Raw genomic sequence first — 17,244 nt, 5'->3', positions numbered from 1 at the left:
TCAGCTCAGGACGGCCGGTTCCGGCAGCCCCACCGGCCAGGTGTGCACCGGGTCGCCCGCGTGCATCAGCTCGGCGTAGCGCCGGGTGGTCGCCGCGAGGGCGGCCTCGCGTTCGAGCCCGGTCTCCAGGGCCTGGTGGTAGGTCGCCGCCTGCCAGGAAGCCCCGTTGACCCGGCGCCTGCACCGCTCCTCGATGACCCCGAGGTAGAAGTCCCGGTCGGCGGGCTCCACGCCCCACGCGTCGAGCCCGGCCGCGGCCAGCGGCAACAGCTCATCGCGTACGAGGGCGACCGCGGGCACCTCCACGATCCCGCCCGACCTGCCCCGCCGCGGCCACTGCAGCCGGGCCTCGATGCCGTCACGGCACGCGATGTCGAAGTTGCGGGCCGCGGCGTCGAAGGGCAGCCGGGACCACACGGGCCGGGGTTCCTCGGCGAGGGCGCGTACGACGCCGTAGTAGAAGGCGGCGTTGGCGATGACGTCGGTGACGGTGGGCCCTGCGGGCAGGACGCGGTTCTCCACGCGCAGGTGCGGGACGCCGCCCGCGATGCCGTACACGGGGCGGTTCCAGCGGTACACGGTGCCGTTGTGCAGGACGAGTTCGGCGAGCTGCGGCACCCGGCCGTCGTCGAGTACCGCCAGCGGGTCCTCGTCGTCCACGAGGGGAAGCAGCGCGGGAAAGTAGCGCAGGTTCTCCTCGAAGAGCTCGTACGCGTCGCTGATCCAGCGCTCGCCGAACCAGGTTCGCGGCCGTACGCCCTGGGCCTGCAGTTCGGGCGGCCGCGTGTCGGTGGACTGCAGGAACAGCGGGGGCCGCGACTCGCGCCACAGCTCGCGGCCGAACAGGAACGGCGCGTTGGCGCCGACGGCGACCTGCGCCGCGGCGACGGCCTGGGCCGCGTTCCACACGTCGGCGAACCTGCCCGGGGTGACCTGGAGGTGCAACTGCACCGAGGTGCACGCCGCTTCGGGCGCGATCGACGCGGATGTGCAGGTGAGCCGCTCCACGCCCTGGATGTCCAGGACGAACTCCTCGCCGCGCGCGGCGACGATCTGGTCGTTGAGCAGCGCGTAGCGGTCGACGTCGGAGAGGTTTCCCGAGACCAGGTCGTGGTGCGCGAGTGTCGGCAGAATGCCGATCATCACGATGCCGGCGTTCACCTCGTTCGCTTTTCGGTGCGCATAGGCGAGGCCGGTGCGCAGCTCTTCGGCAAGACGGTCGAGAACACGTCCGCCCAATCGGTGCGGCGCGATATTGACTTCAAGATTGAACATTCCGAGTTCGGTCTGGAAGTCCCGGCTTGCGATCCGTCTCAGAACTTCGGCATTCAGCATTCTCGGCATGCCGTCGGGCCCCGCGAGATTCAGCTCGATCTCCACGCCCATCAGATTCTTGGGCCGGTCGAACCGCTCCTCGTCCAACAGCCTCCGCAGCCCCGTCAGGCACTCCTTGAGCTTGTTTCTGTACCGGCGCCGCTCGGCCAGGTCAAACGTTCCTGCTACGACCTTCTCCCCCATCGAAGCGTCCCCTCCTCGGATGGGCAGCCAATGATCCGGCCGCTGTGTCTCGGTGGATGATGCCCTGCAATGTGATCGATAACGCCCCGCACATGCCCCTGGCCCAGTACGCTCGACGCCAAATCCGAGCGGCACATTCACCGGGCATGGGGTGTGCCGGGGAATCCTCGCACCGACGCCTGGTGAAAAACACCGACGAGAATCGGCCGACCCCTGCCGGGAAGGCGACCGAGGTCAAACGCACGGGCTCTTCCAGAATCGGGTTAAATCCCGCAAAATGGCGACCGGATAACGCCTTGCAGACAATATCGGGTGCGGTTAGACGAAACACTGCCTGAACACGTGTCGTATAAACTCCGCGAACGAGGCAGAGAGTTGGCGCTCGCGGTCCCCAGCCCCCGCCCCTCTGTCCCCGGAGCAGACAGCGACGTCCGCACCTGTCCTCGTTCCACCGTGCCTGTCGAATGAGAGAGGCGACCCATCATGCCGCTGCAAGTCCCCCCGGCTCCCGCGCCCGCCCTGCGCAGCGTCCTCGCGGCACTCGGTTCACCCACCGCCGTACGCGAAGCCCGCACCCCGTCCCTGCGTGCCGCGCAGGGGCCCATCAGTCCCGAACTCCCGTTGCCCGTCCACGTACTTGACCGGATCACCACGTCGGGCACCGCGCCCACCCGGCTCGCGGGGTGGCGCTTCTTGATCCGCGCGGGCGAGCGAGCCGTCGCCGCGGCGGACACGATGCTGACGCCTGACGGGTGGACCTTCTCGCACTTCTTCGAAGGTCCGTACATAGCGTCCACGGAACGCGCCCTCCGTCATGCCGAAGCGATGCCAATGCCGTACCAACCACGACTGTTGTCCGTACCCGAGCTTTACATGCTGACACTCTGGTTGCACGGCGACTGCACCGCGGACGGCGCAGCCGGCCATCTCTCGCCCTCGGATGTCCTCGTGCCCCTCGCGCCCGCGCCTCCGGGTATCGCGGCGCACCACCCGCACCGCGCCATGGAGCTCCTGAAGGTCCTCACGCACCGCATGACCCCGGCACCGCTGCTCGGCTCGCCCGCCTGACCTCGCCGTACCTCTCCGTGCCCCGCCGCCGCCCAGGCCGCGGGGCTCGGCGCGCGGTGCGCCCATACGGACTAGCCCGGTATGACCACCCCGAACCACCCGAAGAGACAGTGCAGTTGAGCTGAACCGTCCGGGCGGGTGATACGTCTTTAAGCAGTAAGGAGCGCTGCCGCTAAATCCCTGCGGATTGACGCCCGTAGGGCAACACTGGGAACGGACCGACTAACGGGGGGCGGCCATGAACACCGCATCGAGCCGCAAGGCAGACGTCACAGCCATCACACCGCAGCGAAAGAACCCATCCATGTGCCAGCACCAACCACCGTGCCCGACAGCCGACTCCGCAGACCGGGAAGCCGCGCTCCTCATGGCGAGCCACCCGGAACAGGGCTGGAGCCTGCTGTGCAACGGCGTCCTCCTCTTCGAGGACACCGGTGAGCTGCTGCCGGACGGCCAGATCATCGCCCCGCATCGACCGCTGGGCACGGACAAGATCATGACCGCCGCCTGACGCGACGGCCGCACGGCACAGACAACAAAGGGGCCGACCCGGAGACACCACTCCGGACCGGCCCCCTCGCATGTTCGGGGTCCCGATATCAGTCCTCGTACGCATCCAGCGGCGGGCAGGAGCAGACCAGGTTCCGGTCGCCGTACGCCTGGTCGATGCGGCGCACCGGCGGCCAGTACTTGTCGGCGGCCACCACACCGGCCGGGAACACGGCCTCCTCGCGGCTGTACGCGTGCTCCCACTCACCGCCGAGCGCCGCCGCGGTGTGCGGGGCGTTGCGCAGCGGGTTGTCCTCGGCGGGCCAGTCGCCGCCGACCTTCTCGATCTCCGCGCGAATGCTGATCATCGCCTCGCAGAACCGGTCGATCTCGACCAGGTCCTCGCTCTCGGTCGGCTCGATCATCAGCGTCCCCGCGACCGGGAACGACATGGTCGGCGCGTGGAAGCCGTAGTCGATGAGCCGCTTGGCGATGTCGTCGACGCTGACACCGGTCGCCTTGCTCAGCGGGCGCAGATCGATGATGCACTCGTGCGCGACGAGCCCGCCGGGGCCGGTGTAGAGCACCGGGTAGTGCGGCTCGAGACGCTTGGCGATGTAGTTCGCGGAGAGCACGGCGACCTGCGTGGCGCGCTTGAGGCCCTCGCCGCCCATGAGGCGTACGTACGCCCAGGAGATCGGCAGGATCCCGGCCGAACCCCACGGCGCGGCGGAGATCGGACCGACACCCGTCTCGGGTCCCGCGGCGGGCTGCAGCGGGTGGTTGGGCAGGTACGGCGCGAGGTGCTCGCGCACGCCGACCGGGCCGACGCCGGGGCCACCGCCGCCGTGCGGGATGCAGAAGGTCTTGTGCAGGTTCAGGTGCGAGACGTCGCCGCCGAACATGCCGGGCTGGGCGAGGCCCACCAGGGCGTTGAGGTTCGCCCCGTCGACGTAGACCTGGCCGCCCGCCTCGTGCACCTGGGCGCAGATGTCGGCGACGTGCTCCTCGAACACACCGTGCGTGGACGGGTAGGTGATCATCAGCACGGACAGCTCGTCGCGGTGCTTCTCGATCTTGGCGCGCAGGTCGTCGACGTCGATCTCGCCGTCGTCGCTGGTCTTCACGACGACGACCTTCATGCCGGCCATCACGGCGCTCGCGGCGTTGGTGCCGTGCGCGGAGGACGGGATGAGGCAGACGGTGCGCTGGTCGTCGCCGTTGGCGCGGTGGTAGCCGCGCACGGCGAGCAGTCCGGCCAGCTCGCCCTGCGAACCGGCGTTGGGCTGGAGCGAGACCTTGTCGTACCCGGTGACCTCGGCGAGCCGCTCCTCCAGCTCACGGATGAGCGTCAGATAGCCCTGCGCCTGCTGGGCGGGCGCGAAGGGGTGCAGCTGCCCGAACTCGGGCCAGGTGACCGGCTCCATCTCGGTGGTCGCGTTGAGCTTCATGGTGCAGGAGCCCAGCGGGATCATGCCGCGGTCGAGCGCGTAGTCGCGGTCGGCCAGCTTGCGCAGGTAGCGCAGCATGGCGGTCTCGGAGCGGTACTGGTGGAAGACGGGATGCGTGAGGTACTCGTCGCCGCGCAGCAGCCCCGCGGGGAGCGAGTCCGCGGTCTCCGCGTCGAGCGCCTCGACGTCGCCCTCGACCCCGAACGCACCCCAGATCGCGGTCAGTTGCTTGCGCGTGGTGGTCTCGTCGCAGGCCAGCGAGACATGGTCGGCGTCGACCTGGTGGATGTTGACGCCACCCTCACGGGCCGCGGCGACGAGCGCCTCGGCCCTGCCGGGCACCCGCACGGTCAGCGTGTCGAAGTACGCGCCGTGCACGACCTCGACCCCGCCGGCGGTGAGCCCCGCGGCGAGCACGGTCGCGTAGCGGTGGGTACGCCGCGCGATCGCCTTGAGGCCCTCGGGCCCGTGGTAGACCGCGTACATTCCGGCCATCACGGCGAGCAGCACCTGAGCGGTACAGATGTTGCTGGTGGCCTTCTCGCGGCGGATGTGCTGCTCACGGGTCTGCAGCGCGAGCCGGTAGGCCTTGTTGCCGTCCGCGTCCACGGAGACACCGACGAGCCGCCCCGGCAGGCTGCGCGCGAACTTCTCGCGCACCGCCATGTAACCGGCGTGCGGGCCGCCGAAGCCCATCGGGACGCCGAAGCGCTGCGTCGTTCCGACGGCGATGTCGGCACCGAGCTCACCGGGCGAGGTGAGCAGCGTCAGGGCAAGGAGGTCGGCGGCGACGGAGACGATGGCACCGAGCTCGTGCGCCTGCTCGATGAGCGGCTTTATGTCACGTACGGCACCGGAGGCGCCGGGGTACTGGATCAGGACGCCGACGACACCGCGCTCGGCGACCTCGGCCGGGATGCCCTCGCTCAGATCGGCGACGACGACCTCGACCCCGGTCGGCTCGGCGCGGGTCTGGATCACGGCGATGGTCTGCGGCAGCGCGTCGGCGTCCACGAGGAAGACACCGTCCTTGACCTTGCCCATGCGCCGCGAGAGCGCCATGGCCTCGGCGGCGGCGGTTCCCTCGTCGAGCAGCGACGCACCGGAGGTGGGCAGCCCCGTCAGCTCGGCGACGACGGTCTGGAAGTTGAGCAGCGCCTCCAGGCGACCCTGGGAGATCTCGGGCTGGTACGGCGTGTAAGCGGTGTACCACGCCGGGTTCTCCATCACGTTCCGCAGGATCACCGGCGGCGTGAAGGTCCCGTAGTAACCGAGTCCGATCATGGAATCGAGGACCTGGTTACGGTCGGCGAGGGAGCGCAGCTCGGCGAGCACCTCGGCCTCGGTGCGCGCCCCGGGCAGGTTCAGCGCCTCGGCGTTCTTGATCACATCCGGCACGGCGGCCGCGGTCAGCTCGTCGAGCGAGCCGTACCCGACCTGCGCGAGCATCTTGGCCCGTGCTTCCACATCGGGACCGATGTGCCGCTGCTCGAAGGGGATGCCCTGTTCGAGCTGGGAGAGCGGGATACGAGGTGTGGCGGTCATTGCGGAGGCCTCCTGGTCTGACGCGACCTGCGAGGGGCACCACGGCGCGGGTACCCGGACGGCCTCCCCCTCTGTCATCTCAACCTGAGAGTTTCACCGGTCCGTGCCCCGCGAGAGGCGTCGTACCGGCTTTCACCGTCGGTGAGGAAGGGGACCGGACGTGCCCGCCCGACGCCCGCCCTACTTTCCAGAGTGACCTCGTCCGTGCGGTACAGGGGCCTGAGAGATTCCGGGGAGGAGTTGCTCCTTCGGCGCCTCCGGTGTGTCTCGACCGGAGAGCTCTCCCGCACGGGGTCAGCAGCCAAGCGCCAGCCTACCAGCGAGGACCATGGCCGTTCCCTCGAGTGGCCGCCTGCCCCGAAGTGCTCTTTCGTAGTGATTGCGAACGAACGAGGATGAGTTACGCCCCACTTCGACATGCCTCGACCAGTTGGAGGGCCCGTGCAGACCGACATCGATCCGCGCAATTTGATCGGCCGGAAGGCGTTCGACCGGAACGGGGCCAAGATCGGCACGATCGACGAGGTCTATCTCGACGACGCCACCGGAGCCCCGGAGTGGGCGGCCATACGCACGGGCCTGTTCAGCCGGGACACCTTCGTCCCCCTGGAACCGAGCGAGCTCAGGAGCGACGGCACCCTGCACATCCCCTTCGAGCGCTCACTGATCAAGGACGCCCCCGATTTCGGTGTGGGCCGCCACCTCTCCCCCGAACAGGAACTGCAGCTCTACCACCACTACGGCCTGGACATCACGCCCCCGCCGTCCACGCCACCGCCGGACAAGGACTTCGGCAACATCGCAGGCCGGGAGAAGCCCTGACGCCCGCGCGGCAGCGCAGGTGACCCCGGTGGGCAGGCACCACCGGCGTCACGACGGCTCCACCGCCTCGGGAGTCGCCACCAGGGGCAACGGCTCCGCGGGCTCGAGCGCCGGATCATCCGTACGGAACGTCCGCACCCGGCCCGGCGCCGACGACTCGGGCGTCTCGAAGCGCACCGTGACCCGCCCCAGGCCGCTGCCCTGCACCCACCCGTGCCCGTACTCGGCATGCCGCACATCGTGGCCGGCCGCCCACCGCCGCTCGGCCGGAACGGCCGGCTCCGCCACCGTCTCGGCCACGGACTGCGCCGCGGGCTCCCCGGCCCGCTCCTCCTCCGCCTCCTGCTGCGTCTCCAGGGCCTCCGCGGCCTCGGCCCGGGCCTCGGCCTGCGCCTGGGCCTGCGCTTGCGCGAAGAGATCCTCCTGCGTGTAGTCCGCGAGCCCCGTGACGCCCACCCCGAGGAGCCGCACGCCTCCGGTGGTGTCCACGGACTCCAGGAGCCGCGCGGCGGCCTCACGCACCACCCCGGGGTCGTCCGTGGGCCCGCGCAGCGTCTCGGAGCGCGTCAGCGTCGAGAAGTCGAACCGCCGCACCTTCAGGACGATGGTCCGCCCCGAGTGCCCGGCGGCCCGCAGCCGCTCCACACACCGCTCGGCGAGCCGCGCGACCTCGCCCCTGACCCGAACCCGGTCATGAATGTCCACGTCGTACGTGTCCTCGACGCTGACCGACTTGGATTCCCGCTCCGCCACCACGGGCCGCTCGTCCCGCGCAAGGGCCATCGCGTACAGCGCGCTGCCGTGCGACTTCCCGAGGAGCCGTACGAGCTCGTCCTCGCCCGCCTCCGCGATCTCCCCCACGGTCGTGATCCCGCCCCGCCGCAGATGATCCCCGGTGGCAGGACCGACGCCGGGCAGGGTCCGCACCGGCATCGGCGCGAGCAGGTCCCGCTCGGTGCCCGGCACTATCAGCCGCAGCCCGTCGGGCTTGGCCTCCTCCGAGGCGATCTTCGCCAGCATCTTGGACGCGGCGAGCCCCACCGAACCCGCGAGCCCCGTCACCGCCTTGATGTCCGCGCGCAGCCGCTCGCCCACCTCCAGCGCGGACGCCCGGTCGTCGGCCACCCCGCCCGCCTCCAGGTCGACGAAGGCCTCATCCAGGCTGAGCGGCTCCACCAGCGGCGACAGCTCCCGCAACAGCGCCATCACCTGGTCGCTGATCTCGCGGTAGAGCCCGAAGCGCGGCACCAGATAGGCGGCATTGGGCGCCAGGCGCCGCGCCTGCCCCATCGGCATCGCCGAGTGCACGCCGAACTTCCGCGCCTCGTACGAGGCAGTGGCCACGACGCCCCGCGGTCCGAGCCCGCCCACCACCACGGCCTTCCCGCGCAGACTCGGCTTCGCGGCCTGCTCGGCGGACGCGTAGAAGGCATCCATGTCGAGATGCAGGATCGTGGGCGCGGTTCTCACACCTCTGATGCTGCCCTACGCCACTGACAACGCCGCCTCACACGGCCCTGTTGCGCCGCCTCGCGAGCTCATCGGCGGGGTTCTGGCGCACCAGCGTCTCCCCGGTGTCGATCCGCTCCCCGTGCAGCTGCGAGAGCGCCGCCTCGACGTCCCGCCACACGACGCCCACAGCGATCCCGAAGATGCCCTGGCCGCCCTGCAGCAGGTCGTGGACCTCGTCGGGCGACGTGCACTCGTAGACCGTCGCACCGTCACTCATGAGCGTCATCCGCTCCAGGTCCTGGAAACCGCGGTCACGCAGATGCTGGACCGTGGTCCGGATGTTCTGCAGGGACACACCCGTGTCGAGGAAACGTCTCACGATCTTCAGGACGACGACATCCCGGAAGCTGTAGAGCCGCTGGGTCCCCGAACCGCCCGCGGCCCGCACACTGGGCTCGACGAGGCCCGTACGGGCCCAGTAGTCGAGCTGTCGGTACGTGATTCCGGCGGCCGCACACGCGGTCGGCCCCCGGTAACCGATCTGTTCCTGGTCGGACTGTCCGGACGTGGCGTCCCCGCTCCCCTGAACGCTCCCCTGAACCACCATCGGCCTCTGCGGGGAGTGACCGGCCGTGCTGCTGTGAAGCGGATACGGCCCACCCATCGCCGCACCGTCGCCGCTGCTTCTCACGCCGACCTCCGTCCTTGACCTGCCTTCACGACGGTAGGCAGTCACCAGGGGCTCGTCAACGATCGCCACACTCGGCACGCCGAGTGATAATCACCCTAAGAGTGGTTTGCTGTCCCGCACCGCCGGGAAAGGCTAGCCGAATGGCCGACCGGGCCCCGGAAACGGCGGCCTATTGGCTGTTGGTGCCGAAGTCCTCGGGAGAGATCTGGTCGAGGAACTCGCGGAACTTCTCCACCTCGTCCTCCTGCTCGTCCGGGATGGCGATGCCCGCGTCGTCGAGGACACCGTCGCTGCCGTAGATCGGCGTTCCCGTGCGGAGCGCGAGCGCTATGGCATCGGACGGCCGGGCGCTCACCTCGACTCCACTGGCGAAGACCAGCTCCGCGTAGAAGACACCTTCCCGGAGGTCCGTGATGCGCACCTCGGTGAGCTCCTGACCCACCGCCTCCAGCACGTCCTTGAACAGGTCGTGGGTCAGCGGCCGTGCGGGCGCCATCCCCTGCTGTGCGAAGGCGATCGCGGTCGCCTCCCCTGGTCCGATCCAGATGGGGAGGTATCGATCGCCTCCCACTTCACGCAGGAGCACGATCGGTTGGTTGGAGGGCATTTCCACCCGGACACCTACGACGTCGAGCTCGTTCACACAGCAACCCTAGGACGTGCCCGGCCGGTTTGGGTAGTCGGGCACCCCCTGAGTCAGGGCAACCGGACCCCGAGCGCCGTCTGTACCAGTGCAGAATGCAGCTTTCCGGTCAGCCCGGCGAGTTCCTTCGTACGGGCTTCCGCATGGGCTCTGGTCTGCGGATTGCGGTGCCTGCGCAGCGGCGCGACGACCTGGTCGACGAGGCCGGCCTCACGTTCGGCCGCCGATTTCATGGCGCGCAGATGCCTGGGTTCGATGCCGAATCGCCCAAGTTCGACGACGAGCGCGGCGACCGTCACGGCCTCCGCGTCGTAACCACCCTCCGGCAGGGGCACGATGAGCCCGTACGCCTCCCAGTCCGCGAGCTGCTCCGCGTCGATCTCGGCAGCGGCAAGGAGCTCCGCACGGCCCACACGGGCGGCAGTGGGCTCCACGGTGTCACTCACGCCCCAGGCGTCACCGGGCTCGCGAGGCTGCCCCAGGGAGGGCAGAGAGACCCGCTCCCCGCGCTCCAGGGCGTCCAGGTGCTCCCGGATCACCTTGAGCGGCAGATAGTGGTCCCGCTGCATCCTCAGGACGTGACCGAGCCGCTCGACGTCCTGAGGGCTGAACTTGCGGTAGCCCGACGGCGTGCGCTCCGGCTCGACGAGCCCCTCCGACTCCAGGAACCGGATCTTGGAGATCGTGACCTCGGGAAACTCGTCACGCAGCGCGTTCAGCACGGCGCCGATGCTCATCATCCGACGGTCCTCAGCGGCGGTGCCGTTCCCGGCACCGCCCCTCGGTGTTTGAAGCATGGACCTTCCTGGGGGTCCCCCCGGACGACGTCCGGGGGAGGATCAGATGCCGATGCCCCGCTGGCTCGCGTAGAAGACCAGCCGGTACTTGCCGATCTGCACCTCGTCACCGTTCGACAGCGCGACCGAGTCGATGCGCTCCCGGTTGACGTACGTGCCGTTGAGGCTGCCCACGTCGGCGACGGTGAAGGACCCGTCCCCGAGGCGACGGAACTCCACGTGACGGCGCGAGACGGTCACGTCGTCCAGGAAGATGTCGCTCTGCGGGTGGCGCCCCGCCGTGGTCAGCTCGCCGTCCAGAAGGAAGCGGCTGCCCGAGTTCGGTCCACGGCGCACCACGAGGAGCGCCGAACCGAGCGGCAGTGCGTCAACGGCGGCCTGGGCCTCCGGCGAGAGGGCGGGCGAGGCGGTCTGCCCCGTCACCTCCGCGTCGTAGGCCTCAAGGCCCGAGATGGAGATCGTCGAGGTCGTCTCGGACGGACGCTCCGGCGCGGCCCCGGCCCGCAGCGGCGCGCCGCAGTTGGAGCAGAACCGGCTCGCCTCGGCGTTGCGGTTCCCGCACCTCGTACACACCAGGGCCATGGACGGATCCTCCTGCCGCGGCTGCCCCGCGGGGGCATTCGATGCGTACGGATCGGGGGTAAACCCTCCACCCGTACTTGAGGTTGACGGTTCTCCGAAACCTATGCGGCCCGGACCGGCAGGGTCAACAGACGACGCGCCTTGCGCGCCCGAAATGTCACCGCCTGGCCCACCGACCTGGTCACGGAACATCGGGCGCTCGCCGCCCTGCTCCTCGGCATCTCCATGGCGCGGGGCACGGTGCCGGGCGGTGGCGGGATTGCCACTGTCCTCACGTGCGCTCTTGCCGAACAACTTCGCAAACAACTTCACGGGCGATTCCCCTTGACCGAAACAGACCCGCCCGTGGGGCAGGACGAACCCTGATTGCACACACCGGCGTACATCGGCAGCACAGACATCCTCACAACGTCCGTATCCACCAAACAGTTTCCACCACGCACCACGCTTACGGTGCGCCGACCCCCCGCAACCTCATGCCCTTGACCGGCGGGCCCCATGCGCCCCCGCCTCACTGGGACGACGACCGAGCGTATTCAGGCCGCTTCGCCGCTCGCAAGGCGTCCACCACGATCTTCTCCGCTCGCGTCACGGTGGCGGTGGCCTGCTCCTTCTCCAGAGTCTGCACCACTCCACCTGGGATGTTCAGCGCCGGCTCGAGGTCCTGCGGCTTGCCGATCACCTTGAACCGGTAGGGCTTGCCGACCTTGCGGCCGTCCACCCGGACACCACCACTGTCCGTATCCGAAAGATAGGTGTTGGCCACTACGCGTACATCATTGATCTGGATGGCCTCGGCACCCGCGGCGCGCAGCTCCTGGATGGCGTCGAGCAGCATGTCTGCCTCGACCGACCCCTTCTTGTCATCGATGGTCAGCGTGATACCAGGACCCTGCGCCGCCACGGTGCCCGCCAGAATGCCGAGTTGACGCTCCTTCTCGACAGTCTGCTTGCGGGCCTCCTCGGCCTGGTCCGAGCTGTTCTCAAGCCCGGTGCGCTGGTCCTCGAGACGCTGCTTCTCACCTTCCAGACGCTGTGTACGGTCATCGAGTTCATCGAGGATGCGTACGAGATCTTCCTGACGTGCCCCGCGCAGCGCACTGCTGTCGTTGTTGGAGCGCACCTGGATGGCGAGACCGAGCCCCAGCACGAACAGCAGCAGGGCCACGATGAGTTGCGGACGGGTGACGCGAGGCGGCCACAGCCCTTGGGCCAGCCGCTGCCGCCCGCTGAGCGGGGCCTTCCCGTCCTGCGGCTCGTCGTGCCGCGTGTCCTGCTGCTCGTCCCGCTCGGGCGCCGCGCCGTCCGCGGGCTCCACGGGCACGCTGCGCACCTCCGCGGGCAGCTCCCTGCTCCGGTTGTCGCCTCCGGGCGTCTCCTGCGTACCCATCCGCGTCACGCCCTGAAGACGTGTCGGCGGATGGCGGCGGCGTTGGAGAAGATCCTGATGCCGAGTACCACCACGACACCGGTGGAGAGCTGGGCGCCCACGCCCAACTTGTCGCCGAGGAACACGATCAGGGCTGCCACGACCACGTTCGAGAGGAACGACACCACGAAGACCTTGTCGTCGAAGATGCCGTCGAGCATCGCGCGCAGACCTCCGAACACCGCGTCGAGTGCCGCCACCACGGCGATCGGAAGGTACGGCTCGACCACGGCCGGAACCTCGGGCCGGACCAACAATCCGGCCACGACTCCCACGACGAGGCCCAGTACGGCGATCACGATGTGCCCTTTCCTGCCTTCGGCTCTGCTGTACGTACGGTCACACTCGGTGCTGCCGGCAGTCGGACATCATCCTGGACGGAAATGCTGGTCCGGACGCCGAAGTTCTCCTGCAGAGCATGCAGGTACTGACCGTCGCGACTGTTCTGGAATCTCGTGCTCAACCGCTGTCCGTCGCCCACGGCAAGCACCGTATACGGCGGCACCAGCGGCTTGTTGTCGACCAGTATCGCGTCCCCCGCGGCCCTGATCGCCGACAGCGCCGTCAACCGCTGGTCGTTGATGGCGATCGCCTCCGCGCCGGACTGCCACAGGCCGTTGACGACCCGTTGCATGTCCCGGTCGCGCACCCGTCCGGTGTCGGAGAACCCCGCGCTCTCGCGCGGCCCGCCCCCGCCCTGATCGGCTTCCTTGGCATCGTCCACCACGAGCTTCACGCCGGCCCCATGGACCTTGGTGGCACCGGAGAGCAGGGACACCAACTCGCCCTGGCTGCCCCCGTGTTTCTTCAGCGCCTCACGCTGCCGCTCGCCCACGTCGTCGCGCAGCGTCTCGACGTCCCCTTCGAGCTCGTCGGCGTCCGAGGTGGCCGACTCGATCCGGTCGATGAGCTCCGCGCGCTCCTTGGCGACGACCGGAGCCGCTATCCGCGCCTGCGCGGCACCCACCGTCACCACCAGGGCCGCGAGCACCAGACCGAGGGCCAGACCGAGCTTCGCCCGCAGCGGACGCGGCACGCCACCGGCACCGGCGGCCTTCTTGCGGGCCGCCGCCTCGGCGTACCCCTCGTCCAGACTGTGGTCCATGACCGTGTTCAGCAGCGACATGGAGGCGTCCGGGCGCCGGGGGCGCGAGGGAGTGCTCCGAACGGGGGGCTGCTGCGGCATGCCGCACATCGTCGCACGTCGCGGGCGCTACCTCCGAATGGCCCCACCGGTGCGCCGGACGGCACCTCCCAGGGGTGTCGTCCGGCGCGTGCCGGCGGTCAACGACCGGCGCTGTCCACCACGGCGGACCACTCGTCGAGCAAGGCCTGGGCCGACGCGTCGTCGGGCCCCTCGGCCCACAGATGGGTGACGGCCTCCGCCGGGTCGGGCAGCACCAGCACCCACCGCCCGTCGGACTCCACGACCCGCACGCCATCGGTGGTGTCCACCGAACGCTCCCCCGCGGCCTCCACCACGGTCCGCATCACGAGCCCCTTGACCGCCCAAGGCGTCGCGAGGTCACGCCGCAGCACATGGGCGCGCGGAATACGCGCGTCGATCTGGCTCAGCGTGAGCTGCGTACGCGCCACGAGGCCGATGAGCCGCACAAAAGCAGCCGTACCGTCGAAGACGCTGCTGAACTCGGGAATGATGAACCCCGCGCGGCCGTCACCACCGAAGATGGTCGACTCGTCACGCCCCACGCGCGTCAGATCGTCGGGCGACGTGGTCGTCCAGTCCACCTGAGTCCCGTGGTACGCGGCCACCTGCTCACCGATACGCGTCGTCGTGACCGGCAGCGCGACCCGACCACTGCGGCGTTCCGCGGCCACCAGGTCGAGCATGACGAGAAGCGCCCGGTCGTCCTCGATGATCCGCCCCTTCTCGTCGACGAGCGAAAGCCGCTCGCCGACCGGGTCGAAGCGCACACCGAAGTCGGCACGCGACGACGCCACGATCTCGCCCAGCCGCACCAGGCCCGACCTGCGGTCCTCGTGGGTCTCGGTCGGACGCGACTCGTCGAGCCCCGGGTTGATCGTCAGCGCGTCGACACCGAGGCGGCCCAGAAGGCTCGGCAGCACGAGGCCCGCACTTCCGTTTGAGGCGTCGACGACGACCTTCAGATTCGACTCGGCCACCCCTGTGGTGTCGACATTGCGCAGCAACGAACCCGTGTAGGAGTCGAAGACACTGGACGGGAAGTGCAGATCCCCGATCTCCCCGGGGAAGGCCCGCCGGTACTCCTGACGCGCGTACACCCGGTCGAGCTTCCGCTGGCTCCCCTGCGAAAGGTCGGCTCCTCGCCCGTCGAAGAACATGATGTCGACGGAGTCCGGAACCCCGGGCGTCGTCCGGATCATGATCCCGCCGGCACTGCCCCGCGCCGTCTGCTGCCGCGCCACGGGCAGCGGTACGTTCTCCAGGTCCCGTACGTCGATGGCGCTGGCCTGCAGCGCCGAGATCACCGCTCGCTTCAGCGCCCGCGCGCCTCGTGAATGGTCACGGGCCGTGGTGACGGTCGAGCCCTTCTTGAGGGTCGTGGCATACGCCCCCGCGAGCCGCACCGCGAGCTCCGGCGTGATCTCCACGTTCAGGATCCCGGAGACACCGCGCGCCCCGAAGAGATGCGCCTGGCCCCGGGACTCCCAGATGACGGAGGTGTTGACGAACGCGCCGGCCTCGATCGTCTTGAACGGATACACCCGGACATTGCCCTGGATAATCGATTCCTCACCGACGAGGCACTCGTCGCCGATAACGGCTCCGTCCTCGATGCGGGAGGCTCGCATGATGTCGGTGTTCCTGCCGACGACACAGCCCCGCAGGTTGCTGTGCTGCCCGATGTAGACGTTGTCGTGCACGACGGCCTTGTGCAGGAAGGCGCCGGCCTTCACCACGACGTTCGACCCCAGCACCGTGTGCTCACGGATCTCGGCGCCCGCCTCCACCTTGGCGTAGTCACCGATGTAGAGCGGTCCCCGCAGCGTGGCGTCGGGATGGACCTCGGCGCCTTCGGCGACCCACACCCCGGGCGAGATCTCGAAGCCGTCGAGTTCTACGTCGACCTTGCGCTCCAGCACGTCCGCCTGAGCCTTGACGTAGCTCTCATGCGTGCCGACGTCTTCCCAGTAGCCCTCGGCGATGTACCCATAGATGGGCTTGCCTTCCTTCATGAGCTGCGGGAAGACATCGCCGGACCAGTCCACCGACACGTCGGCGTCGACGTAGTCGAAGACCTCGGGCTCCATGACGTAGATGCCCGTGTTCACCGTGTCGGAGAAGACCTGCCCCCAGGTCGGCTTCTCCAGGAAGCGCTCGACCTTTCCTTCTTCGTCCACGATGGTGATGCCGAATTCCAGCGGATTGGGCACGCGCGTCAGACATACGGTGACAAGCGCGCCCTTCTCCTTGTGGAAGTTGATCAGCTCGGTGAGGTCGAAATCGGTCAGTGCATCACCGGAGATCACGAGGAAGGCATCATCCTTCAATGCTTCCTCGGCGTTCTTCACACTCCCGGCAGTGCCGAGTGGCTTCTCCTCATTGGCATAGGTGAGCTCCATCCCGAGCTCTTCACCATCGCCGAAGTAATTCTTGACCAGCGAGGCCAAGAACTGGACTGTCACTACGGTCTCGGTGAGCCCATGCCTCTTGAGCAGCCGCAGCACATGCTCCATGATGGGCCTGTTGGCCACAGGCAGGAGCGGCTTGGGCATGCTCGAGGTCATAGGGCGAAGGCGCGTGCCTTCGCCTCCGGCCATTACGACGGCCTTCATGTCGGAAGCGTCCTCCTCAATAGACGACGATCTAGCCGACTCAGCCAGCCGAAATAGGCCCGTGAATGTCGCTCACGGGACTGCAAGCCTCTACAGCTGCCACATCAGCGAGCTCAATCGGCCGTGGTGTCTGCACGGACAAGGCGGCGGACCTGGACCACGTAGAGGATCCCTGCCCACCAGTACAGACTTGTACCCCATCCTGCGAACGCCCATCCGAAAATAGCAGCGAGAGTGCTGATCCAGCCACTTCCATCACTGAGCAGCAGTAGTGGAAAGGCGTACATCAGGTTGAACGTGGCTGCCTTGCCGAGGAAGTTCACCTGGGGCGGCGGATAGCCGTGACGCCTGAGGATCCAGACCATCACCAGCAGCATCAGCTCACGCAGCAGCAGCGCCGCGGTCAGCCAGAGCGGAAGAATCTCCCGCCACGTGAGGCCGACCAATGTCGACAGGATGTAGAGCCGGTCAGCGGCCGGGTCCAGCAACCGCCCGAGGTTGCTGATCTGGTTCCAGCGGCGGGCCAGCTTGCCGTCGAGATAGTCGCTGATGCCGCTCAGCATCAGCACCAGCAGCGCCCAGTGGTCACTCTTGGGACCGCCGAACTCCGGCCTGAGGATCAACCACAGGAAGAGAGGTACGCCGACGAGGCGCGCCATGCTGAGGATGTTCGGGATGGTGAGGACCCGGTCCGTCTGGACGCGAGTTTCCTGGACCTCCACCCGGGGGCCTCCTGTGGGAAACGAGCCGATGATGCCCCCTGACCTTACCGTCAGTTGTCAGCCGGCGGTGCAGAGGGGTGACCCGAGGTCAAAAAGGCTCCGGAAACACAAAAAGCCGTGGTCCCTGGACAATAAGTCCAGGGACCACGGCTATAAATTGAGTTCGGCGGCGTCCTACTCTCCCACAGGGTCCCCCCTGCAGTACCATCGGCGCTGTGAGGCTTAGCTTCCGGGTTCGGAATGTAACCGGGCGTT

At 68.6% G+C, this 17,244-nt stretch carries 15 protein-coding genes, 1 rRNA gene and 1 riboswitch; of the genes, 3 read left to right on the top strand and 13 right to left on the bottom strand.

Features of this window, described 5'->3' with window-relative positions:
• Complete coding sequence (locus ACWGIH_RS28445; RefSeq protein WP_453450986.1) at nucleotides 1-1,518, bottom strand: glutamate--cysteine ligase; 1,518 nt, start codon at nucleotides 1,516-1,518, stop codon at nucleotides 1-3.
• Nucleotides 1,519-2,001: 483 nt separating this feature from the next.
• Between ACWGIH_RS28445 and ACWGIH_RS28440 the strand changes: the two genes are divergently transcribed.
• Complete coding sequence (locus ACWGIH_RS28440; protein WP_453450987.1) at nucleotides 2,002-2,586, top strand: hypothetical protein; 585 nt, start codon at nucleotides 2,002-2,004, stop codon at nucleotides 2,584-2,586.
• Nucleotides 2,587-2,890: 304 nt separating this feature from the next.
• On the top strand, nucleotides 2,891-3,097 hold the full coding sequence (locus ACWGIH_RS28435; RefSeq protein ID WP_361843540.1) for a DUF5999 family protein: 207 nt from the start codon (nucleotides 2,891-2,893) through the stop codon (nucleotides 3,095-3,097).
• Nucleotides 3,098-3,185: 88 nt separating this feature from the next.
• Here ACWGIH_RS28435 and gcvP read toward each other — a convergent pair whose 3' ends face one another.
• Nucleotides 3,186-6,071: an aminomethyl-transferring glycine dehydrogenase gene (gene gcvP, locus ACWGIH_RS28430; protein WP_453450988.1), complete on the bottom strand. Its 2,886-nt coding sequence runs from the start codon at nucleotides 6,069-6,071 to the stop codon at nucleotides 3,186-3,188.
• 197 nt (nucleotides 6,072-6,268) lie between these two features.
• A riboswitch (glycine riboswitch) is annotated at nucleotides 6,269-6,368 on the bottom strand.
• Between the two features lie 144 nt (nucleotides 6,369-6,512).
• On the opposite strand from gcvP, the gene ACWGIH_RS28425 reads away from it, so the two are divergent.
• Nucleotides 6,513-6,893: a PRC-barrel domain-containing protein gene (locus tag ACWGIH_RS28425; RefSeq protein WP_453450989.1), complete on the top strand. Its 381-nt coding sequence runs from the start codon at nucleotides 6,513-6,515 to the stop codon at nucleotides 6,891-6,893.
• Between the two features lie 48 nt (nucleotides 6,894-6,941).
• Here the strand turns inward: ACWGIH_RS28425 and ACWGIH_RS28420 are convergent, their stop codons facing one another.
• The 11 genes from ACWGIH_RS28420 to rrf all read right to left on the bottom strand — a co-directional run.
• The gene (locus tag ACWGIH_RS28420) at nucleotides 6,942-8,363 is read right to left on the bottom strand and encodes a DNA polymerase IV (protein WP_453450990.1); all 1,422 of its coding nucleotides are present in this window, start codon (nucleotides 8,361-8,363) and stop codon (nucleotides 6,942-6,944) included.
• A gap of 37 nt (nucleotides 8,364-8,400) precedes the next feature.
• Nucleotides 8,401-9,036: a MerR family transcriptional regulator gene (locus ACWGIH_RS28415; protein WP_453450991.1), complete on the bottom strand. Its 636-nt coding sequence runs from the start codon at nucleotides 9,034-9,036 to the stop codon at nucleotides 8,401-8,403.
• 169 nt (nucleotides 9,037-9,205) lie between these two features.
• A complete protein-coding gene (locus tag ACWGIH_RS28410) occupies nucleotides 9,206-9,679 on the bottom strand; it encodes a bifunctional nuclease family protein (RefSeq protein ID WP_006123076.1) in 474 nt (157 codons plus the stop codon).
• Between the two features lie 53 nt (nucleotides 9,680-9,732).
• Nucleotides 9,733-10,476 (bottom strand): transcriptional regulator FtsR, encoded by a 744-nt coding sequence (gene ftsR, locus ACWGIH_RS28405; protein ID WP_453450992.1) that lies wholly within the window; start codon nucleotides 10,474-10,476, stop codon nucleotides 9,733-9,735.
• 42 nt (nucleotides 10,477-10,518) lie between these two features.
• Nucleotides 10,519-11,487, bottom strand: coding sequence for an FHA domain-containing protein (locus tag ACWGIH_RS28400; protein ID WP_451219193.1), 969 nt, complete (start codon nucleotides 11,485-11,487; stop codon nucleotides 10,519-10,521).
• Nucleotides 11,488-11,569: 82 nt separating this feature from the next.
• Complete coding sequence (locus ACWGIH_RS28395; protein WP_453450993.1) at nucleotides 11,570-12,448, bottom strand: DUF881 domain-containing protein; 879 nt, start codon at nucleotides 12,446-12,448, stop codon at nucleotides 11,570-11,572.
• 5 nt (nucleotides 12,449-12,453) lie between these two features.
• Nucleotides 12,454-12,786: a small basic family protein gene (locus tag ACWGIH_RS28390; RefSeq protein WP_003988855.1), complete on the bottom strand. Its 333-nt coding sequence runs from the start codon at nucleotides 12,784-12,786 to the stop codon at nucleotides 12,454-12,456.
• Nucleotides 12,783-13,682 carry a DUF881 domain-containing protein gene (locus tag ACWGIH_RS28385; RefSeq protein ID WP_453450994.1) on the bottom strand — a complete coding sequence of 300 codons (900 nt, stop codon included), beginning with the start codon at nucleotides 13,680-13,682 and terminating at the stop codon, nucleotides 12,783-12,785. Before ACWGIH_RS28385 ends, ACWGIH_RS28390 begins: the two co-directional genes overlap by 4 nt.
• Before the next feature lie 89 nt (nucleotides 13,683-13,771).
• Entirely contained in the window at nucleotides 13,772-16,267 is a 2,496-nt protein-coding gene (locus tag ACWGIH_RS28380; protein WP_453450995.1) for a sugar phosphate nucleotidyltransferase, read from the bottom strand.
• A gap of 113 nt (nucleotides 16,268-16,380) precedes the next feature.
• Nucleotides 16,381-16,989, bottom strand: a complete 609-nt coding sequence (locus ACWGIH_RS28375; protein ID WP_453450996.1) for a CDP-alcohol phosphatidyltransferase family protein — start codon at nucleotides 16,987-16,989, stop codon at nucleotides 16,381-16,383.
• A 161-nt stretch (nucleotides 16,990-17,150) separates the two neighbouring features.
• Nucleotides 17,151-17,244: ribosomal RNA gene (gene rrf, locus ACWGIH_RS28370) — 5S ribosomal RNA — on the bottom strand; the annotation flags it as partial.

The organism is Streptomyces sp. NPDC054872, from assembly GCF_053610705.1.
Note: the sequence above shows the minus strand (reverse complement) of the source record. Positions and strands in the feature narration are given on the sequence as shown.